The organism is Nostoc sp., from assembly GCF_036917355.1.
GTDB lineage: Bacteria > Cyanobacteriota > Cyanobacteriia > Cyanobacteriales > Nostocaceae > Nostoc.
In genome coordinates, this window is the sequence record NZ_JBALDP010000030.1 from 99,711 (window position 1) to 122,511 (window position 22,801).

At 41.0% G+C, this 22,801-nt stretch carries 10 protein-coding genes and 1 pseudogene; 8 read left to right on the forward strand and 3 right to left on the reverse strand.

Annotated features, from left to right (window positions below):
• Positions 1 to 15: 15 nt before the first annotated feature.
• The gene (locus tag V7K53_RS08805) at positions 16 to 1,224 is read right to left on the reverse strand and encodes an ABC exporter membrane fusion protein (RefSeq protein ID WP_335197161.1); all 1,209 of its coding nucleotides are present in this window, start codon (positions 1,222 to 1,224) and stop codon (positions 16 to 18) included.
• Between the two features lie 1,330 nt (positions 1,225 to 2,554).
• Here V7K53_RS08805 and V7K53_RS08810 point away from each other — a divergent pair.
• From V7K53_RS08810 to V7K53_RS08840, 7 genes and pseudogenes are all read left to right on the forward strand, one after another.
• Positions 2,555 to 2,832, forward strand: a pseudogene (locus tag V7K53_RS08810) (hypothetical protein).
• A 224-nt stretch (positions 2,833 to 3,056) separates the two neighbouring features.
• Positions 3,057 to 8,474, forward strand: coding sequence for a beta-ketoacyl synthase N-terminal-like domain-containing protein (locus V7K53_RS08815; RefSeq protein ID WP_335197162.1), 5,418 nt, complete (start codon positions 3,057 to 3,059; stop codon positions 8,472 to 8,474).
• 146 nt (positions 8,475 to 8,620) lie between these two features.
• Positions 8,621 to 10,348: an SDR family NAD(P)-dependent oxidoreductase gene (locus V7K53_RS08820; RefSeq protein ID WP_335197163.1), complete on the forward strand. Its 1,728-nt coding sequence runs from the start codon at positions 8,621 to 8,623 to the stop codon at positions 10,346 to 10,348.
• 221 nt (positions 10,349 to 10,569) lie between these two features.
• Positions 10,570 to 15,321, forward strand: coding sequence for a PfaB family protein (locus V7K53_RS08825; protein ID WP_335197164.1), 4,752 nt, complete (start codon positions 10,570 to 10,572; stop codon positions 15,319 to 15,321).
• Positions 15,322 to 15,617: 296 nt separating this feature from the next.
• The gene (locus tag V7K53_RS08830) at positions 15,618 to 17,294 is read left to right on the forward strand and encodes a PfaD family polyunsaturated fatty acid/polyketide biosynthesis protein (protein WP_335197165.1); all 1,677 of its coding nucleotides are present in this window, start codon (positions 15,618 to 15,620) and stop codon (positions 17,292 to 17,294) included.
• Between the two features lie 2 nt (positions 17,295 to 17,296).
• Positions 17,297 to 18,811, forward strand: coding sequence for a thioester reductase domain-containing protein (locus tag V7K53_RS08835; protein WP_335197166.1), 1,515 nt, complete (start codon positions 17,297 to 17,299; stop codon positions 18,809 to 18,811).
• 522 nt (positions 18,812 to 19,333) lie between these two features.
• Positions 19,334 to 20,137, forward strand: a complete 804-nt coding sequence (locus V7K53_RS08840) for an SDR family NAD(P)-dependent oxidoreductase (protein WP_335197167.1) — start codon at positions 19,334 to 19,336, stop codon at positions 20,135 to 20,137.
• A 47-nt stretch (positions 20,138 to 20,184) separates the two neighbouring features.
• Here the strand turns inward: V7K53_RS08840 and hetI are convergent, their stop codons facing one another.
• Positions 20,185 to 20,904 (reverse strand): 4'-phosphopantetheinyl transferase HetI, encoded by a 720-nt coding sequence (gene hetI / locus V7K53_RS08845; RefSeq protein ID WP_335197168.1) that lies wholly within the window; start codon positions 20,902 to 20,904, stop codon positions 20,185 to 20,187.
• 494 nt (positions 20,905 to 21,398) lie between these two features.
• On the opposite strand from hetI, the gene V7K53_RS08850 reads away from it, so the two are divergent.
• Positions 21,399 to 21,566 (forward strand): hypothetical protein, encoded by a 168-nt coding sequence (locus V7K53_RS08850; protein WP_180277755.1) that lies wholly within the window; start codon positions 21,399 to 21,401, stop codon positions 21,564 to 21,566.
• Between the two features lie 91 nt (positions 21,567 to 21,657).
• Here V7K53_RS08850 and V7K53_RS08855 read toward each other — a convergent pair whose 3' ends face one another.
• A complete protein-coding gene (locus tag V7K53_RS08855) occupies positions 21,658 to 22,722 on the reverse strand; it encodes a YheT family hydrolase (RefSeq protein ID WP_335197169.1) in 1,065 nt (354 codons plus the stop codon).
• Positions 22,723 to 22,801 lie beyond the last annotated feature (79 nt).

Consider the following 22,801-nt stretch of genomic DNA (forward strand, 5'->3'; position numbering starts at 1 on the left):
GTGAATGACTTATGACTAAATATGAATGGCGACATCGACTTGTAAGTTAGTTAAACGAGCGACCTTTTCACTATCTGCGGGATTATCGATGGAGATTTTCACTTCCACTATTCTGCGGTCTGTATCTGAACCAGGGTTGAGGCTAAAGATGCTTTGTTTGTCAACTTGCCAACCAATTTCTTTTACAGTTCCTTTTATTGTTCCAGTAAATGCTGTGCTGGTAATGGTGGCTTTTTGTCCTACACGCACTTTTTGAACATCGGTTTGATACACCTCTGCAATCACATACATTTGAGATGTCTTACCTATTTCAGCAAATCCTCTACTGGTGCTAATTACTTCTCCGGTTTTGGCGTGAATTTTCAAAATTTTGCCATTTATGGGAGATTTTATATAACTTAAATCCAAGTCGGCTTTTGCTTGTTGAACAGCAGTTGTGGCACTATTGACTTCGGTTTGTGCGACTTGAACATCTACACTACGCACTTCGCTAATACTAGTGAGTTGCGCTTGTGCTTGCTTGCGTTGTTCTTGGAATGTGTCTTGAGTTCGCTTGAGAGTGGCTTGGGCTTCTGTTAGTTGCTGTTGTGTAGTTTTTAGTTGCAAAGCTTTGGTATCTGCTACAGAAGCAGCGATCGCACCTTGTTTATATAATTGCTGATAGCGATTATTCTCGGCTTGAGCGTTGTCTACTTCTGCCTGGATGCGGGCAATTGTCGCCTCTTGGGTAGCAACGTCCCCTTTATATTGTGGCTCTAAACGTGCGATCGCAGCCTTCTGAGCATCAACATCTCCAGTTTTAGCTCCAGATTTCACCTGCGCTAATTTAGCTTTGGCAACTTGGAGTTTGTCTAAAGCCTGTTGCAATGCAGTTCTAGAACGACCATAGTTTTCGAGATAGGCCAATAATTGCCCTGCTTTAACCGCATCTCCTTCTTTCACCAACAGTCTGTCTACTCGTACCCCATTATTAGAAGCGGGAGCAGTCAAAGAAGTAACTTCGCCTTCTGGCTCCAAACGTCCCAAGGCTGTCACAGCAACTTTCGCAGGTGTGGCAGCTTTTGGAGGGTTGGCTGGCGATGTCACAACTTTGGGTTTAGACCAATAGGGTGTCAAACTATAGAAAGCGATTAATCCAGCCGCTAAAGTCAGAGAAGCTGCTAAAATTACTTGCGATCGGCCTACGGGTTTTGTGAATAATCGACTTTCTTTATTTACTGCCATATTTTCATTCCAACTCTGCTTTTTTAAGGGATATCCTGGTTATATTTAGTCGATTACAATGGACTCATCCGCAAATTACCCAGAGGGCTTTTTCTCTAGGTTTTCTACCTTAATCAAGTGGATGGGTCTAAATTGGTTTTATATGAATTGTTGTACGCTTTTACCGCCCAAACTTACTATTGTGGCGTGAAAATTAATGGCGTGTTACTTCAAAGCTTCCTAAGTTATATCCTAATTTGATATCTAATCCAGTAGCGTAAAATACAATAGCGCTAGTCAGAAAATTTAACTTTCAAGAACAACCAAGCGCTAAAAAAATGAGATGAAAACCTGGATAAACTTGTTATCAAGTATGGGCTAAAATTTGATTATTGTCAACTAATTTAATTTACATAAGTCCTGATTCTATCACTAAAATATTTCATCACAGTAAGATTAGGTGCTGAAGAAATGTACCGAACACTAATCTTTTCTCTAGTAATTGAATACCTACAAATAGTTCATTATTAAGCAGATTTGGTATTACTAACAGATTCTTATTATCAAGGTTGTGTAATATAAGACATTCTTCTAGCGATTTCTCGTAAGGGCAATTCATCAATTGTACTTCTTTAAGCTATTAGCTCTGTAATTGATTGCGAGCGGGTCAGTTGGTAGATGAGATACAAAATCTGAGCTTTGCTTTGGTTTATTTTTTACTTAAGATTCATTTAACCCATATTATGTTTATCAAGCAACATACTTAAAATTAATATTTGCTTTATAAATAACCACTTTGCTTCTTAAGTTGACTTATATTAAAAAATAACCAACAATTTTGACTCAATTATGATATCTCTCTGAAAAATAATACTTATAGTTATTGGCTTTGTCTATGTATTCATTGAATTGTTACTTACTAGACAACAGATTTGTAGTGTTAACTTAACCAAGAGAGTATTTATGTTGAACCCGTAGATAACAAAATTCCTTATATATTTATTTAGTCATGAATTATACTTTTATGCTAAATTTATTCAAAACTTCTATCAGTAAGAGTATATGGTTATTTATAAAATAACTTTAAAGGAATGATTTAGTTTCTGTAAAGTATGCTAGTGTTTTTATTAATTCAATGCTTTAAAGTGGTTAGACAAACTAGTTATTTAATTGATATTTTTAAATTAAAAATAACTAAAGATAACTGCGTTGTCATTACCTAGAGATCGTTTAATTACTTTTTCAATTTGCATAAACTCGGATTAAAGGTGGTGTCTTTTCTGTAACGAACTTGTCAACTTTACTGGGTCAAATACCATAAAATATATTATCCCGGACGTTGAAATTAGCTATGACATCGATTGAGATACAGAACGTTGTTATTAACACTAGCTATATTGCTGTGTTTAGGCTAGATAATCAAACGGTTTCGGGTGAAAAAATGTTTCTGTTTCCTTAGCTACTCCTCAGTTTTCTTCGCTCCAGTAGGATACTATTGCTCAAAATCTCTACTATTACAAATGGATTGAATTCACTGGTCAAGCAGCTATTACACTCCAAGACTATTTTACCAGTTTTAACAACGTCATCGATCTATTGCCACAATATCAAAAGTCTAGTGTTGGATAAGATTTTTTCGCGATGTCTACGACGGGCTACGCCTACGCAGTATGCCAAAGTCGCCTATAAATCTAAGGCTTTATGAGGGCAGTATGTATCGTGTGGTGTCAATTTGGAGAAAAGCATTTAGCACAGATAGGATAGCTAGCTGCTTACAAGACGAGAGATTTTCATTATTTAGTAGGCAACAGAAATTACTGTAACTACACAATCCACAGTACTAACTATGCCCTATGTCTGCTTATTCAATTGATACTGCCTTAGCGGAGTTAGAGAGCCTTATCAATAATTGTGAAAAGGCTGTGATGAGGTCTATAGAGGAAAAAAACATGAAGTCAGATAAATCAGATAAATCAGTGTCAATTAACAAAATTAACAGACAATTACAACACAATCCTATCGCCATTGTTGGGATGGCTTCTCTATTGCCTCAAGCCAGAAATTTACGGGAATACTGGCAAAATATTGTAAACAAAATTGACTGTATTACTGATGTTCCTTCCACTCACTGGAGCGTCGAAGATTATTACGATCCAAATCCTAGAACTACGGAAGATAAAACCTACTGTAAAAGAGGCGGGTTTCTTCCAGAGGTTGATTTTAACCCGATGGAATTCGGTATACCACCTAGCATTTTGGAAGTCACAGATGTATCGCAACTATTAAGTTTACTAGTTGCGAAAGAAGCGATGGAAGATGCAGGTTATGGTGAAAAACGTGAGTTTAACCGCGAGATGGTTGGGGTAATCTTAGGCGTGGCTATGGCCAAGCAATTAGGAATGCCACTTTCTGCAAGATTGGAATATCCGATTTGGGAAAAAGCTCTCAAAAGCAGTGGTTTATCTGACGAAGATACCCAAAAAATCGTTGATAAAATCAAAAGCGCTTATGTGAAGTGGGATGAGAACGCTTTCCCCGGAATGTTAGCTAACGTAGTCGCGGGTAGAATTGCCAATCGCCTAAACTTTGGCGGGATGAATTGCGTAGTTGATGCGGCTTGCGCTAGTTCCTTTGGTGCTTTGAAAATGGCAATTAGTGAGCTAGTTGAGCATCGCTCTGACATGATGCTGACTGGTGGTGTTGATACCGACAACACCATCATGGCTTACATCTCGTTCAGCAAAACACCGGCTGTTTCTCCTAGTGAAAATGTCAAACCATTCGATGCTAAATCTGATGGGATGATGCTGGGTGAAGGTATCGGGATGATTGTCCTCAAACGGTTAGAAGATGCTGAACGGGACAACGATAAAATCTATGCCGTAATTAAAGGTATTGGTACTTCCAGCGATGGGCGTTACAAGAGCATTTATGCTCCTCGCAAAGAAGGTCAAGTCAAAGCCTTAGAACGCGCTTATGAAGATGCCGGCTTCTCTCCCGCTACTGTTGGTTTGATGGAAGCACATGGCACTGGCACAATGGCTGGAGATCCGACAGAATTCGGTTCTTTAAAAGACTTCTTTGATGTACATGATGACAAAAAGCAGCACATCGCTTTGGGGAGTGTGAAATCGCAAATCGGACACACAAAAGCGGCTGCGGGTGCGGCGAGTTTGATTAAAACTGCTTTGGCTTTACATCACAAAGTATTACCGCCCACAATTAACATTACTGAGCCGAACCCCAAACTCAACATTAAAAATTCATCCTTTTATTTGAATACCGAAACTAGACCTTGGATTCGTCCAGAAGGGGAAGCACCAAGACGCGCAGGTGTGAGTTCCTTTGGCTTTGGTGGAACCAACTATCACGTTGTTTTGGAAGAATATGAAGCCGACCAAAACCAGGCTTACCGCTTACATAGTGATGCTAGTGAAGTGCTGTTGTTTGCTCCTACAGTAGACCAATTGTTGAGCAAATCTGAAGAGATTTTAGGTAAGTTGCGATCGCCTGAAGCACCAACACACTATGCACAATTAGTCAATGAGTGCAAATCACAACAAATTCCCCTTTCTGCTGCCAGATTTGGATTTGTAGCTGAGAATCTCGAAGAAACTTGCAAGTTGCTGCAAACTAGCATTGAGTGGCTGAAACACAAAGGAACAGCAGCATCTTGGGAGCATCCCCAAGGGATTTATTATCGTTCCTCTGGTATGGAGTTGGGCGGAAAAGTTGTCTCTCTATTTTCTGGTCAAGGTTCGCAATACCTGGAGATGGGACGCGAACTGGTGATGAATTTTCCTTTGATGCGTCGTCTGCATGGTTATATGGATAGCCTGTTGCTCAAAGATAATTTACAGCCGTTGTCAGAAATCGTTTTCCCTCATCCTGTGTTTGGAGAGGCAGAAAAGAATGTCCAAATTGCTGCCTTGCAACGCACAGAATATGCTCAACCAGCCATCGGGGTGTTGAGTGCAGGGATGTACAGCATTCTGCAACAAGCTGGATTTAAGTCAGATTTTGTTGCCGGACATAGCTTTGGTGAACTGACAGCGCTATGGGCTGCGGGGGTTTTGAGTACTGAAGATTACTTGTTCTTAGTGAAAGCTAGGGGTCAAGCAATGGCTGCACCCGAAGATCCAGATCATGATGCGGGAAGTATGCTGGCTGTCAAAGAAGATATCAGCAAAGTGGAAGCAGTGCTGAGACATTTTCCGCAAGTTGCGATCGCTAATCAAAATTCTCCGACTCAATTTGTCTTGGCTGGGCCTACCGCAGAAATAGCGAGAATCAAAGAGGCTTTACACGAGAAAGGATATACAGCTGTATTGTTACCTGTATCAGCAGCGTTCCATACACCGTTAATCGCCTTTGCTCAGAAATCCTTTGCGATCGCTACTAAGTCCGTCAAATTCCAAAGTCCCAAAATCCCTGTTTACAGCAACGTTACCAGTAAGCAGTATCCCAAAGAACCCCAAGGTATTCAAAAGATTCTGGAAACGCACCTTTCCAATTCAGTGCTGTTTAAGCAGGAAATTGAAAATATCTATGCGGCGGGTGGTACTTGCTTTGTGGAATTTGGGCCGAGAAGAATTCTCACCAACTTAGTCAAAGATATCCTTGGCGATCGCCCACATATTACCGTATCTTTGAACCCCAGCACTCAAAAGAATAGCGATCGCTCCTTACGAGAAGCAGTTGTGCAGTTGCGGGTGATAGGTATGGCTTTGAATAACCTCGATCCTTACCAACTTCCCCAAACCATCCCGCCAATTGAGACGAAGAAGACATTAAATGTCCGTTTAAACGGGATAAACTACAGATCCGAAAAAACGAAAAATGCCTTCGCTCTAGCTTTGCAGGATGGGCACAAAGTTACATTACCCACCCCTGAATCTTCTGAAACTGTAGCTCCTTTATTTAGTAGCCCCGGTGTAACTCCACCTGTAGCAGTGATAGAGACTAACGGACATAAAAAACTTACCCCAGCAATGAACGGTGTGACTGCTAGTATCATCACCCAGCCAGAGCAACAGATGAATCCTGTTACCCTGTCACAACCAGTCCAGGAATCTAAGATGCAACCAACACCAGAAAAACTTACAAATTACGAACAACTTTTAGCAAGTTTAGAATATCTCCTGACACAGTTCCAGGAAAATCAAGCCGAGAATTTACAAGTTCACGGTACTTATCTCAACCATCAAATGGAATACGCCAAAGCATTTTTCCAACTGATGCAGCAGCAGAATTCCTTGTTGAGTGAAAGTAAATCAACAGCCGAAACTGCCAAAATGAAGCTAGTTGTCATGGAAAGCTTAGAGCGTAGCATGATGCAGTTTCACTCCCAACAAGGTGAAACCCTACGCATCCATGAGCAATATCTTCAAGAGCAGTTGGAATATACTAAGAGCTTTTTCCAACTCATACAGCAAGAATATTCTCAAATCATCTCAGGTGAGGGAGCAACCCAACTAACAGAGATAAGCAATTTCACTCCGTTCACAACAGAAACAACTGTTACTGATGCACCCGTACCCCTTACTACCAAGATAGTAGAAAGCCAGCCTTTGCCTGTAACTGAGCCTGTAGCTAAAAACGGCTTAAATGTTACCCAAACACCTCTCCCGGCTGCTGTAGAGCCTGTAGCTGAAACTTCCTACTCCCCACTTCCTACTCCCCACTTTGCCACTGTAGAGACAGTAGAGCCTGTAGTCGCGCCACCTGTCCCAGTAGTAGAACCCCAAGCCGAGGTTGTAGTCAAAATTAGCTCACCTCCAGTCGAGGAAGTTGTTGCATTCACCCCAGAACCAGCACCCACAACTGCTGCACCTGTATCTGGCGCAACCATCGATATTGTTGACTTGGATAAAAACCTGTTAGCCATCACCAGCGACAAGACCGGCTACCCAGTCGAAATGCTGGAAATGGACATGGACATGGAGGCTGATTTAGGAATTGACTCTATCAAACGGGTGGAAATCTTGGGGGCGCTACAAGAAATGTACCCAAACCTACCCAAGCCCAATTTAGAAGAACTGTCAGAAAAACGCACCATTGGTCAAGTTGTAGAGTATCTGCAATCCCACGCTTCCAAAAGTATTACTGTAGAAATTGCAGTTCACGAAGTACAACAAGCAACTGAGATTGCAGTAGAAACTGCACCAGTAGTTGAGGTAGTCGCTGCGCCGGAACCAAGCATAGTTGTTGCATTCACTCCAGAACCAGAAACTGCTCCCGCTACAAGTGATGAATTTGCAAACTTAGGTGAAACCCTGTTAGCCATCACCAGCGATAAAACCGGCTATCCAGTCGAAATGCTGGAACTGGAAATGGACATGGAAGCCGACTTAGGGATTGACTCGATTAAACGGGTGGAAATCTTAGGGGCGATGCAAGAAATGTACCCCAACTTACCCAAACCGAATATTGAAGAACTTGGCGATCTCCGCACCATCGGTCAAATAGTCGATTACCTACAGCAGTTGGCTGGAGGTGAAAAAAAAAAGTCTGAACCTGAGTTTGTCCAACAGCAGCCACCGGAATTAGAGCATAATATCCAGCGCCATCTCGTCAAACTCAGAAGTCTACCACAGCCCGATTATTTGGATTTCACGTTACCAGAGGGACACATCGGTTTAATCACCGATGATGGTTCCCTCACCACTTATAAATTAACTGAATCCCTAATCGAGAAAGGCTGGAAAGTAGTAGTTATCAGCTTCCCCCAATCGCTCATCGCCCAACAAGCGCCCTTACCCACAGGAGTAACCCGCGTCACCTTAGCAAACTTGAGTGAAGAACATCTTCAACAACAATTGCAAGCGATCGCATCTCACTGCGGAACGATTGGGGCCTTCATCCATCTGCATCCGATGTTTGTAGGAAATAATACCGGGAGTATTTCTTATAACGAATCAGAAAAGGCGATCGTCAAGCACGTATTTTTGATGGCGAAACACCTCAAACCCTCCCTCAACGAAGCCGCAAAGCATGGACGTAGTTGTTTCTGCACAGTTGCTCATCTTGATGGAGCCTTCGGTTTGGAGTACAAAGTTAACTTCGGTGCGATCGGCGCTGGTTTATTTGGATTAACCAAAACTCTGAGATGGGAATGGCCAAAGGTATTTACTCGTGCGATCGACCTAAGCCCCAGACTTGATGCTAAACAGTCAGTACAAAACATCATCGCCGAACTTCACGATCCCAACCTTTATATAAGTGAAGTTGGCTACGGCTCACAAGGACGAGTCACCATTATGGCCGATTAATTTCCCCTCTCTGCGCTCTCTGCGTCTCTGTGGTTCGTTTAAAAAAAAACCGCAGAGGCACAGAGGACACAGAGAAACAGATAGGAAACAACTTTTCTTAATTACGAATTACGAATTACGAATTACGAATTAATATCAGAGGATTTATGACACAAACAGCCCAGCTTAGTCCATCATCTGTCTTTGTCGTGAGCGGCGGTGCAAAAGGGATTACGGCTGAGTGTACTATCAGATTAGCTCAACAGCAACCCTGCAAATTCATCCTCCTCGGTCGCTCCGAACTATTAGAAACCGAGCCAGATTATGCCCAAAATTCTGATGACTCCGCATTGAAAAAATGCATCATGGAAAACCTTCTTTCTCAAGGAGAGAAGCCCACACCCATGAATGTACAAAAAATATATAACAAAATAACCTCCAGCCGCGAAATTAAAAAGACTCTAGCAGCAATTGAAAAAACCGGAGCTAAAGCAGAATATATCAGCGTCGATGTCACAGATACGCCAGCTTTACAAGAAAAACTTGCTACTGCTGTGCAACATCTCGGCCCAATTACCGGAATTATCCACGGCGCGGGAAATTTAGCTGATAAGTTAATTGAAAAGAAAACAGAAGAGGATTTTGAAAAGGTTTACACCGCCAAAGTTCAAGGTTTAGAAAATCTGCTAACTTGCGTCAACCCTAATCAACTTCAGCATTTAGTTTTATTTTCTTCCGTAACAGGCTTTTACGGAAATCCCGGACAATCTGATTATGCGATCGCAAATGAAATTCTGAACAAATCAGCCCATATATTTAAGCAAAGTTATCCCTCATGCCACGTAGTCGCTATCAACTGGGGCGCTTGGGATAGTGGCATGGTAACAGCAGAGTTAAAGAAGATTTTTCAAGAGCGAAAAATTGAAATAATTCCGATTGCAGTTGGGGCGCAAATGCTCGTGAAAGAAATGGATCATACCAATCATGCAACCGCACAAGTTGTTATTGGTAGTCCACTAGTTCCAATGGCTACAGAGTTAGATTCAGAACTACGAACCTATCGTATCCGTCGCCAAATGACATTAGAGGCTAATCCATTTTTGCACGATCATACGATTGCTGGTTCTCCAGTTTTGCCAGCAACTTGTGCAATGACCTGGATTATCAATGCTTCTGAACAATTATATCCAGGCTACAGATTGTTTAATTACCAAGATTTTAAAGTTTTAAAGGGGATTACTTTCAATGAAACATTAGCGAAGGAACATATTTTAGAAATAGAAGAAATTTCTAAAGTTAATCTTGAAAGAATCGAACTTAAAGCCAAAATTTCGAGTAAAAACCCACAAGGTAGAATCCAGTTTCATTTTAGCGCTCAACTCAATCTCCAGCGAGAAATCCCAGATGTACCCACTTATGAATCTCTCAATCTCGAAGAAGATAATATCATCACCGCTACAGGAAAAGATTTTTACCAAAATGGTGGGGCTACATTATTTCATGGCCCCGCTTTTCAAGAAATAAAAAGGGTTTTAAACATCAGTCCTGAAAAAATTACTACAGAATGTCTGTGGCCAGAACTCACCCCACAGCAACAAGGACAATTCCCCGTCCAATGGGTAAATCCTTACACAACTGACTTGAGTATGCACGCCTTATGGGTTTGGACACAACACTTTTATGAAGAAGGTTGTTTACCTGGAAAAGTAGAAAAATTTGAACAATTTGCGATGATACCACATAACGAAACATTTTACGTTTCTTGTGAAGTACTATCTAAGACACCAAGCAGTGCGATCGCAAACTTTATCATACACGACCGCCAAGGTAAAATATATTCACGAATGCTCGGCGCTCATGCCATTATTTGGTCAATGAAAATGCTCAGAAGCTAATAATCTTCCTTTACCACTCAACACCTATAGCATTCCTAAAATTTCTGTGAAATTCTTTCTCTTCTTCGCGTCCTTTGCGTCCTTCGCGGTTCGTTAAAAAGAGTATTTATCACAACTCAAATAGGATTGCTATAACTTGCCACTTCAAAGTTTGGGGAACAGCGTAAATCCTGCCTTTTAATTATCTCTTGCTAAATACCCAAACTCGGAGCATATAAATCGTGGAAAAAATAGCCATTATCGCATTATCATGCCTATTCCCCGATGCAAAGAATCCTGAAGAATACTGGCAAAACATCGTTAATCAAAAAGATTCGACATCCTCTGCAACCGTCGAAGAAATCGGAGTAGATCCGACAATATTTCACAATCCAGTTAAAGGTACACCAGACAAAACTTATTCCCTCAAAGGCGGTTACATCCGCAACTTCCAGTTTAATCCATCCGAATACAATCTACCATCAGAATTTGTTGATAGCTTAGATAACACCTTCAAATGGTCATTGTATGCAGCTAAACAAGCAATTGAACAAAGTGGTTATTGGGGTAATCAAACTGTTCTGGCAAAATGTGGCGTAATTTTAGGTAATTTGTCATTCCCAACAAAATTATCTAATCAATTATTCTCTCCAATTTACCAGCAAGCTATTAATCCTGCTGTCAGAGAACTTTTGCAGGATAAAGACTTTGATTTAGCTGCTTTACCAAGTGCAACTAAAGCATCTTTATACAATGCGATGATATCTGGTTTACCAGCATCTATCGTAGCTCAAGCTTTATCTCTATCCCAGATTAATTTATGTCTGGATGCTGCTTGTTCGTCATCATTTTACGCGATTAAACTAGCATCTCATTACTTATGGTCACACAAAGCTGATGTCATGTTAGCTGGAGCCATCAGTTGTGCAGATTCTTTATTCGTGCGGATGTTATTTTCCGGTGTTCAAGGGTATGCAGAAAACGGCATCAGTCGCCCCTTAGATAAATCATCTAGAGGATTAATTCCCGCCGATGGTGTTGGGATGGTGATGCTGAAGAGATATTCTGATGCCGTTAGAGATGGTGATAATATTCTCGCCACTATCTGCGGTAATGGACTCTCGAATGATGGCAAAGGTAAACATTTACTCAGTCCTAATCCTAAAGGACAAACCTTAGCTTTTGAACGAGCCTATAATGAGGCGAATTTTAGTCCAAAAAGCATCGATTATCTAGAGTGTCATGCCACTGGCACATTACTAGGAGATACAACCGAATTCAACTCGATAGAAACATTCTTCGGTCAACATCAAGCTGCGCCTCTGGTAGGTTCTGCCAAAGCAAACACTGGTCACTTGTTAACTGCTGCTGGCATGGTTGGCTTGACTAAAGTGATTTTGAGTATGTCTCATGGTGTAATTCCAGCAACCATGAATATTTCCGATCCTTTAACGTCAGAAAAAGGTACAATTACTGCCGATAAAATTGTTAGAACAGCTACGACATGGCCGAATAATAATGCACCAATTAAACGGGCTGCTATCAGTGCTTTCGGTTTTGGCGGCACTAATTCTCATCTGATTTTAGAACAAGGAAATACAGCAGAATCAGTTGAATCAACTCCACCTGTTCCACCTACCAAAATTGCTATTGTCGGCATGGATGCCTTTTTTGGTAACTGCAATGGCTTAGATGCTTTTGAACGCAGTATTTATGATGGAACACAACATTTTACTTCTCTACCACCTCAAAGATGGCATGGTATAGAAAATCAAGAAAGTGTTCTGAAAGAGTACGGTTTAACAGATGGAAAAGCACCAGTAGGGGCATATATCAAAGATTTTGAAATCGATACTTTATCGTGCAAAATCCCACCGAATGAAATAGAGAAATTAAACCCACAACAATTGTTGCTTTTGAAAGTTAGCGATCGCGCCGTGAAAGATGCGAAACTACAGGAGGGTGGCAATGTGGCTGTGATTGTTGCCGCCGAGACAGAATTCTCTGTGCATCAGCTACAGCAAAGATGGAATCTATCTTGGCAAGTTAAGGATGGCTTACTCAATCAAGGAATTTCTCTACCTGCTGAACAGCTTGCACAACTGGAAACCATCGTCAAAGATAGCATTCACCAACCAGTAGAAATCGGCGAATACGTGAGTCACATCGCCAACATCATGGCAAGTCGGATTTCTGCTTTATGGAACTTCACTGGCCCTGCATTTACCATCAGCGCTGGCGAAAATTCTGCCCTCAAAGCCTTGGAAGTTGCCCAAATGCTACTTGCTACTGGCGAAGTAGATGCAGTGGTTGTTGGTGCGGTAGATTTAGCCGGTGGTGTAGAAAACGTCTTGTTCCGCAGCCAATTTGCACCAATTAATACGGGTGTCAACACGTTGGGTTTTGACCAACAAGCTAATGGCTGGACGGTTGGCGAGGGTGCGGGTGCAGTTGTCCTTAAGCGCTACGAAGCTGCGAAGGAAGACAACGAACGCATCTATGCAGTAATTGATGCCATGAGTTTTGCACAAGGTAATTCTACTTTGAGTGACGCTTTGGTAAAACCTGATGCTTCAGCTATCAGCAATGTCTGCAAACAAGCTTTCGAGATGGCGGAGATTCAACCCACAGAGGTTAACTATGTAGAAGTCTTCGGTAGCGGCGTTCCCCAGGAGGATGAAGCCGAAATCACAGGTTTACTGCAAGCTTATCCGAAAGTGGGCAACGGTTTGCACTGTGCATTAGGTAGCGTCAAAGCCAATATCGGCCACACCTATACAGCATCGGGAATTGCTAGCTTAATCAAAACCGCTCTCTGTCTTTATTACAGGTATATTCCTGCCACACCCAAATGGTCTGGTGTCAAAACACCGCAAGTATGGGAAGGTAGCCCCTTCTATGTAGCGATGGAATCAAGACCTTGGTTTGTTGATAAAGGCGGCACACGCAGAATAGCAGCAATTAATAGTATGGGTATAGATGGCAGTTACGCCCATTTAATCTTATCGGAAGAACCCAGCCAAGAGGAGCGGGATAACAGATATTTGCAACAAATGCCTTTTCATCTGTTTCCTATCGCAGTTAGCGATCGCTCCACTATACCCGATATCCTAAACCATCTTCAAAAATCTATTGAAGCTAGTTCTTCTTTATCAGCTACCGCTAGCCAAACATTCGCTACCTTTCAACAGCATTCTAATCCAAAATACGTCTTATCAATTACAGGACGTAACACAAAAGATTTACTCAAAGAAATTGAATCTGCCCGCAAAGGTGTAAACAATGCCTTTGAAAATGGTACAGATTGGCAAACACCACTAGGGAGTTATTTCACAGCAAAACCATTAGGTAAAACTGGAGCAGTTGCTTATGTTTACCCCGCAGCAGTCAATTCTTATATTGGCATCGGTCGTACTGTCTTCCGTTTATTTCCAAAAGTTTTCGAGGATTTAAAAAGTAACAATCTCTACAATCGGGCTGCCGATGTCGAAAAGTTAGTTTACCCCAGAAGCTTACCTAAATTGACAACCAGGCAATTAGAAACTCTCGAAAAGCAATTGTTAGATGATTCGCTAGCAATGTTTGAAAGTGAAATCGCCTTTGCTAGATACATGACAGCAATTTTCCGAGATGATTTTAAAGTCAAGCCGCAATCTGTATTTGGGTATAGCTTGGGTGAAACTAGTATGATGGTTGCCCAAGGAGTTTGGAGTGATTTTGAAGGCGGAAGCAACACCTTAAACTCATCACCTCTATTTGGCGATAAATTATCTGGGCCGAAAAATGCTGTGCGTGAATATTGGGGATTAACAGATTCACCAAACAACAATTTTTGGAATACTTATGTTCTCATGGCTACTCCATCTCAAGTTAGAGAATGCCTGAAACATGAAAATCATGTCTACTTAACTCAAATCAACACACCAGAAGAAGTATTGATTGCTGGTGATGATGCCGCCTGCAAGCGAGTGATTGCAACTTTAGGTTGCAACGCTTTCCCCGCTCCCTTCGACCATGTGATACATTGTGAAGCGATGCGATCGCAGTTCGAGGAAATCAAGAAGGTAAACAGCTTACCATCACAAAATCTTCCTGGGATTGTGTTTTATTCTGCCGCCGATTATCAACCAGTTGCACTCGAAAGAGATGCGATCGCGCATAACATTGCCAAAGGATTGTGCCAAGAACTTGATTTTCCACAATTAGTAAATCGTGTTTACGGCGATGGGGTCAAAATATTTCTAGAAGCAGGCGCGGGTAGTGTCTGTTCACGATGGATTGATAAAATCCTTGGAAACAAAGAACATATCACAGTTTCTCTGAATCGTAGAGGAATGGATGACCATGCTTCGATGGTTAAAGCATTAGCAAAACTACTCAGCCATCAGGTGAATGTGGATTTATCACCACTGTATAGCAAAGCCCAAGACACTGCTAATTCAAGTAAAGCAACATTGAGAACAGTTACCTTGGGTGGAAAAGCGATCGCTGCTACAATTTTGAGCGACGAAAATCGTAAACTTGTTGAAAATTTGGTTGAGGATATTAAGTGCGATCGCTTCAAAATACAGCATCCAGATATACCTAATATCCAACAATCTGAAATCACAGATTATCTTAACACTTCCAACCAAATAAGCCAAGAAGAAACTTACTCCCCTAACATCTTGCCTCAGCCAGAAGAAGTAAAACCGAAAAATATCATTGATAACGTTTTTCAACCGAGAGAACAATTACAATCTTCTGAGTTAAGCGCAATTAGACAGTCAATTCCTGTTTCTTTTCCACCCGTCAGAACTCAAAAAATTAGTAGCATCATCAGCATGTTCGATTTAAATAAGACCCAGTATCAAAAGCTCAATGCTAATAATTCAAAGATAACTAAAGCACACACAGCCTTCTTACAAGCTAGACAAGATTACAGTCAGCAAATGAGCGAAATAATTCAATTGCAACTAGCTTGCGCCCAAAACTTGCTTAACGACGAATCTTAATATCTCATACCAATTCTCTCTCAACTTGCACCGATTAATTCTTAACTCCTTTCTTCCTTGGTGTCCTTGGCGTCTTGGCGGTTCGTTTAAAAATTATTACGTGCATCTTCATGGAGAATTGGTATGAAAATTTAGATTTGTATAGCAATTCTATCTAAGTTTTGGAAATGAACGAACCGCCAAGACGCCAAGAGCGCCAAGGAAGAGAGAAGTTTTCACATACGATTTAGGATTGCTATATAAAGAGTCCACACCCTTCATATCATCCATTGTTTGTAATCCGAGGGATAACTACCGTGACAACCGTAGATACGGTACTAAGTAAACACGATAATGGTCTTAACTTCTCCGCTTGGTCTCATAACAAAAACCAGGTTTGGAAAGGTTCTTTAGAAACTGTATCTTTTGAGAAACAAACCATCAAAGATAAATTGATGGTGTTAAATAAACCCTGCTACATCGTGAAAGTTGCCGGAAAAATCGGTGTCACTAATGAGGGTTATTTATCCCCTGGTGATAATGGCACAACAGCACAAGTAGAACTGCTAACATTTGCAGCCCCAATCCGCATTCAACAATTTGGAGATCCGAATTTTCTCTCCTCTCATGGAGTGAAATATGCCTACGTTACCGGCGCAATGGCTGGCGGAATTGCTTCCGAAGAAATGGTCATTGCACTCGGAAAAGAGCAAATTTTGAGTTCCTTTGGTGCAGGTGGTTTAACTCCAGAACGTTTGGAAGCAGCCATAAATCGCATTCAACAAGCCTTACCTCAAGGGCCCTACGCATTTAATCTAATCCACAGCCCCAACGAACCTGCGATTGAACGCCGCGCAGTGGATTTATATCTCAAATATCAAGTGAGAACAGTAGAAGCCTCTGCATTTCTCGACTTGACACCCAACATTGTTTATTACCGTGTTGCTGGATTGGGGTTGAATAGCGCCAATCAAATTGAAATCAAAAATAAAATCATTGCGAAAATTTCTCGCCGAGAAGTTGCGACTAAATTTCTGCAACCAGCACCAGCCAGAATAATCAAAGAACTTCTTGAACAAGGGTTAATTACTGAGTTACAAGCAACCCTTGCAGCCAAAGTTCCAATGGCTGATGATATTACCGTCGAGGCTGATTCTGGAGGACATACAGATAATCGTCCCCTGGTTTGTGTGTTACCTTCTATTATTGCCTTACGAGATGAAATTCAAGCACAATATCATTACCAAGCACCGATTAGAATTGGCGTTGCAGGGGGAATTGGGACACCACAATCAGCATTAGCAGCCTTTATGATGGGTGCTGCTTATATAATGACCGGTTCCATTAATCAGTCATGTGTTGAATCTGGGGCTTGTGAACATACCAAAAAGTTACTAGCTCAAGCAGAAATGGCAGATATGATAATGGCCCCAGCAGCAGATATGTTTGAAATGGGAGTCAAATTGCAAGTTCTCAAACGGGGTACGATGTTCCCCATGCGAGCGCAGAAATTATTTGAACTCTATCGCGCTTATGATTCCATTGAAGAGATTCCTTTGGCAGAAAGGCAGAAATTAGAAAAACAAGTTTTTCGCAAAACTATTGCTGAAGTATGGGAAGGAACTGCGGCTTATTTATCCCAAAAGAACCCTGAGAAACTTGGGAAAGCAGTCAATAATCCTAAACTAAAAATGGCGTTGATTTTCCGTTGGTATCTAGGATTATCTTCTCGCTGGTCTAGTTCTGGCGAAAAAGGTAGAGAAGTCGATTATCAAATTTGGTGTGGCCCGGCAATGGGCGGTTTCAATGACTGGGTACGCGGTTCTTACCTGTCTGAACCAAATAATCGTGGTGTAGTTGATGTTGCTAATCAAATTATGACTGGTGCAGCATTTTTGTACCGTGTCCAAAATTTGAAAATTCAAGGACTGCAAGCTTCCGATTATTACAGTCAGTATCACCCTGTTCGTTCTACATCATTGTTGGAGATTTAAAAATGACTATAAAACAGTCTTTCACAGCAGACGATATTCAAATATTTTTGGTATCTAATTTAGCTAAGTTGCTAGGAGTAGCAACTGACGAAATAGATGTCAAAGAACATTTAGAAAACTATGGCTTGGATTCAGCCCAAGCAATGATTCTAGTAAGTAACTTAGAAAAGTTGCTCGGATTTCAACCATCTCCATTGCTGCTGTGGCATTACCCAAATATTGAAGCTCTTTCACAGCGTTTAGCTGAAGAAGTACAAGAAGGTTCACCAGTTCAAGATACAAAGGTAGTAGCCTCTAATGCCAATACTGCACCCACTGTTCTAGATTTAGGTGCTGAGGCTGTTCTTGACCCCACCATCCATCCCGGCGCTGCATCGAATGTAGCTATAGGTGAACCCAAGAACATCTTTTTAACTGGAGGAACAGGCTTTTTAGGAGCTTTTATCATCCGGGAATTGCTACAAGAAACTAATGCGGATATCTATTGTTTAGTGCGTGCTGCTAATGCTGAAGAAGGCAAAAGCAAACTCCAAAAGAATCTGGAACAGTATGCAATTTGGCAGGAAGAATTTAGCTCCAGAATTATTCCGATTGTCGGCGATTTATCTCAACCATTATTAGGTATTGGTTCGGAACAGTTTCAAATTTTAGCTGCAAATATTGATACTATATATCATAGTGCTGCTTTGTTGAATTATGTTTTCCCATACTCAGCACTGAAAGCAGCCAATGTTTTAGGCACTCAAGAAGTTTTGAGATTAGCTTGTCAAGTTAAAGTCAAGCCTGTACATTACGTTTCTAGTGTTGCTGTTTTTGAATCCACTGCTTATGCTGGCAAGGTTGTCAAAGAGCAGGATGAATTCAATCATTGGGAAGGTATTTATCTGGGTTACTCACAAACAAAATGGGTAGCTGAAAAGTTAGTCAAAATTGCTCGTGACCGTGGACTTCCTGTAACTATCCATAGACCACCACTGATTTCAGGTGATAGCAAAACAGGTATTTGTAACACACACGACTTTATCAATTTAATGACCAAGGGCTGTCTACAAATGGGATATTTCCCTGATGTAGATTATATGTTGGATATGTCACCTGTGGATTATGTAAGTAAAGCGATCGTTTATCTATCACGCCAAAAAGAATCCATAGGTAAAGCTTTCAATTTACAACATCCCCAACCTGCTGCTTTAAAAATGCTAGTTGAGTGGATACGCTCTTTTGGTTATTCAGTTGAGATGATTCCTTACGAAAAATGGCAATCAGAGTTAATCAATAATGTCACTTCTGCTGACAATCCTTTATACACTCTGCGACCATTTTTGCTGGAACGTTGGTCTGATGAACAACTGACTATTCCTGATTTGTATTTACAAGCTAGAAGACCCCATATTAGCTGCCAAGATACTCTTCATGCATTGGCAGGTAGTTCTATTGCTTGTCCTCCAATTGATTCTCAATTGTTTATGACTTATACAGCCTACTTGATTCAAAGCGGTTTCTTGAATATCGCTTAGTAATTCACAGATTGTATAGGATGTGTTACGTCTTCCGTAACACACCCTACTAAATAATTTTATTTAGTCCATGTTTTTTAAAACTCAGTACTGCTGAATAGCCAATATTTCAGATGCCAGCAACAACTCATACACTAACAGCGGCAATATAATTGCCCTGTTTTTTTATGCTCAATCATGTAAATTTTTAGTATTCACCCCTTGACAGAAGCAATCGAGGATAGAATGGTTAGTGTCGGGCATAAAAGTTTAATTTTCCCTACTGGCTTTTGTGAGTAATCAAAAGCGATCGCTAGCAGTCTGAAATAACCAAGCTTCTTAAATGCCTAGCTTTTTCGATGCATAAGTCCTAAATTTACGCTTGGACTGCTACATCTATTTAATGAACCACACAAGCATTTGAAAGGGTAATAACTCAAGATATTTCTCGTTGGTTCAGATATTACGCGTACTTAATTGTAGAACGAGAACCACTGTAAATGCAACGCAGCTTCATCAAGTTGAATTCACTAACATTCTTACATGAACACAAAACATCAAGGTCAGAGCAAAAAAACTGCTCTTATTACTGGGGCAGCCGGTGGAATTGGCTATGAATTAGCATGTATTTTTGCTGCTCATGATTACAATCTAGTCTTAGTAGACAGAAACGGGCCAAAGCTAGTAGAAATTGCAGCTAAATTCCAAAAAAAATTTGGAATTTTTGTCAAAACTCTTGTTAAGGATTTATCTATATCAACTGCTCCTGAAGAAATTTTCACGGAGTTGCAACTCGCCAATATTAATGTTGATGTGCTGGTAAATAATGCTGGATTTGGTATCTATGGATTATTTCACGAAACAGACTTAGCGACTGAATTGGAAATGTTACAGGTAAATTTGGTTTGCCTCACTCATCTAACCAAGCTATTCGTGAAGCACATGGTAAAGCAAGGTGAAGGAAAAATATTGAATGTTTCTTCGGCTGCTGCGTTTCAACCAGGGCCTTTGATGGCGGTTTATTTTGCTACTAAAGCTTATATCTTATCTTTTTCTGAAGCGATCGCTAATGAATTAGAAGGTACAGGTGTCACTGTGACAGTTCTTTGCCCAGGCTCAACAGAATCTGGCTTTCATGAAAGAACCGGGATGGCTGACTCGAAGTTGCTCAAGGGTAAGAGAATGATGGATGCACAAACTGTAGCCGAGATTGGTTTTCATGGCTTAATGAAGGGCAAAACCATTGTTATTCCTGGTTTTATGAATAAACTACTTGCAAAAAGCGTCAGATTTGTACCCAGAAAGTTAGTGACAAAAATTGTGAGAAATATGCAGGAAGATAAGTAGGGGCATTGGGCATTGGGGAAGAATAACAAATGACTAATTACTAATGACTAATATTGCCAGTATTTTAAGTTCCAGCCACAATTTGCTATAGCAACAGCAGCAACATAATTGTTAGCAGGTACTAGTTCAAAAAGACTCCAGTCTTCAGTTATCTGTAACTTAGCTGGTTCTGTGGGAGTTAGCAATACTTCAATTTGCTCTAACTGGGATAGTCCGTCTCCAGTTGCTTTTAAATAAGCTTCCTTACAAGTCCAATAACGGAAAAATACCTCTTGCTGTTGGTTTGCAGATAGCGATCGCAACATCTCATATTCTCTCGGTAAAAAGAACCGTTTGGCAAGAGCTTCAATATCAGACATCGGGCGAATATATTCTAGGTCTACACCAATTTGGCGGGTACAATTCACCGCACACAAACCCAAACCTTGGGAATGAGACAAGTTAAACGCCAGTCCACTATCGGCAAATTTATCTGCTAATACTGGTTTGCCTCGCTGTTGATAATTAAACTGCACTTGTAAGGGCTGGATACCCAAATAGCTACCTAATACAGTTCGCAGAATACCACGACCAGCAATGAAACGCTCTCGATGTTCCTGAAAATAGAACCGTTCAGCACGAGCCGTTTCGTCACTGGAAAGAGTTGCTGCTAAACTTTGCAGTTGTGTTTCTGGTTGGTCAAGGTCTATGCGCCAGACATGAATCTCATCCGGTAGCAAAGTTAAATCCGTCGGTGCAGGTAGCCAAATATCATTAGAAGCGGTCATTGAGTCAAAAAGTCAAGGGAATTGTACTTTAATAGTTTGTTTAATTACGACGATTATTATGGGTGGATCTGGTTTAACGCTTTAGCATTACTATATACAACTGCGCGTGTTTTTCCTAGAATCTGCCATAGGTGTTGTTAGATATTAAGTCTAGCTGTAAACATAAATATAGGTAGCCGCGATTGCTTTTGCCAGCTAAATATTATAATTTATTACTCTAGATGTATGCTCCTCAACTCCACATTAAATCCCCTGAGAGAGCATACTTTAAAACTCTTGACAGAGAATCGCAAATTTTATTTTGGCTACAACATTAGCTATTACAGTATTACTCAAAGGAACTACGACCAATGTCTGCAAGTGTTCTGAAGTAGATATCTCTTCAGTAGTAAATGGTTTTTTTCAGAAAGTGTTAAATCTGGAACAAAAAACCCTTGCCAAAGCTTGTTAAAAACCTATTACAACTACTTTTTTGTAGAACATAGTGAGGATGAATGATTATAAATTTGGAATACTTTGCCTTTTTTATACTGCTACTAGCAGCGCTGCTATTAGCAATTAGGCAAATGAGCGTTGCTTTGGATGAGTTAGATATTGCGCGTTTTACTCTCTGGACAGGTATTGCTTCTGTTCTTGCTGGTTTACCAATGATATTGTGGTAGATTCTGGGTCAATACCATCCTCTCTATTTTGGGCTTCCAAGCAATACGACTCCATCAGTAGAATATCCTAGCAACTAGAATATCATCTGGCCTACTTTGTTCGTTGTTGCTCTAACCATTGTAAAACCCGATTCCATGCCCACCAAAGATCGGGGTCTTGTACTTGACGCTGGCACTCTTTGCTACTCAAATAGCCAACATGGCCGCCGTATTGAGTAAGTAACAAATCTATTGCAGGATTGCGATCGCACGCTTCTTCTAATTCCGGTATGATACTTGGGTCAAAAAGTGGATCATCGGCAGCATATAAAATCAAAGTCGGTTTCGATATTTGCGGCAATATTTGTAAAGCACTACTAGCTTGGTAATATGCTTCCACAGAAGGAAAACCTAGTTGCTTAATTACCAGTTCATTGTCAAAACCCCAAATACTATTCGCCCGTTCAATCGCTTCTGGGTCAAGGCTTCCAGGATGGGCATCATGAATCCGCCACGCCAGTTTTTTTAAATTTTGGGCAATCCCTGCTTCTAAATATCTGCCGAAGGGCTTTGTAACCAGATAAGATAGCGATCGCTCCGAATCCAAACTTGGGCAAATCACCATACCACCGCCAATATCGCTATCTTTTAGCTCTAAATCTCCATACTCTCTAATCACCTCACCAGCCACCTTCACCGCCCATAGCGCCAACTGTCCTCCTAAAGAATATCCTGTAAACCAAAACTTACCCGGACATCCCATTGCCTTCGCAGCGGCGGCAATGCGAACAAAATCTTCCCCCTCATACAAACCATCAGAGGTGAGAGTCGGGGATAATTCGGCGGTTTTGCCGTGGGCACGCCAATCAAATAACACCACAGCATAGCCTTGAGCGTAGGCTTTACGTCCTAGCACTCTCAAAAACCATTCTGTTTTTAATTCTCCGGTAATGCCATAAGTCCCGATAATCGTGCTGTGAGCATTTTCCGGGATGGCAACCAAGCCAAAAATTGGCACACCTTGGCCACCAATAAAAATTTTTTCGTGATAAGACGGTTCTGGGTCTTTAGTAGTACTTTGCCAGTTACGTTTTCCCCACAAAGCGGTGTATACAGTCATCATCACACCGTTTTGTAAAAACCAAGACGGATTGTAGGGGGGAGTATAACACATCATAGACTATAAGATTTCGTGTAATTGAGTCTTGATTTCACAGTCATTTAATCTTAATATTTATGTAAGATTTAAAAACTTT

Coding starts and splice junctions, on each gene's coding strand:
- V7K53_RS08805 (WP_335197161.1), bottom strand. CDS start 1,224: ATGGCAGTAAATAAAGAAAGTCGATTATTCACAAAACCCGTAGGCCGA.
- V7K53_RS08815 (WP_335197162.1), top strand. CDS start 3,057: ATGTCTGCTTATTCAATTGATACTGCCTTAGCGGAGTTAGAGAGCCTT.
- V7K53_RS08820 (WP_335197163.1), top strand. CDS start 8,621: ATGACACAAACAGCCCAGCTTAGTCCATCATCTGTCTTTGTCGTGAGC.
- V7K53_RS08835 (WP_335197166.1), top strand. CDS start 17,297: ATGACTATAAAACAGTCTTTCACAGCAGACGATATTCAAATATTTTTG.
- V7K53_RS08840 (WP_335197167.1), top strand. CDS start 19,334: ATGAACACAAAACATCAAGGTCAGAGCAAAAAAACTGCTCTTATTACT.
- hetI (WP_335197168.1), bottom strand. CDS start 20,904: ATGACCGCTTCTAATGATATTTGGCTACCTGCACCGACGGATTTAACT.
- V7K53_RS08850 (WP_180277755.1), top strand. CDS start 21,399: ATGATTATAAATTTGGAATACTTTGCCTTTTTTATACTGCTACTAGCA.
- V7K53_RS08855 (WP_335197169.1), bottom strand. CDS start 22,722: ATGATGTGTTATACTCCCCCCTACAATCCGTCTTGGTTTTTACAAAAC.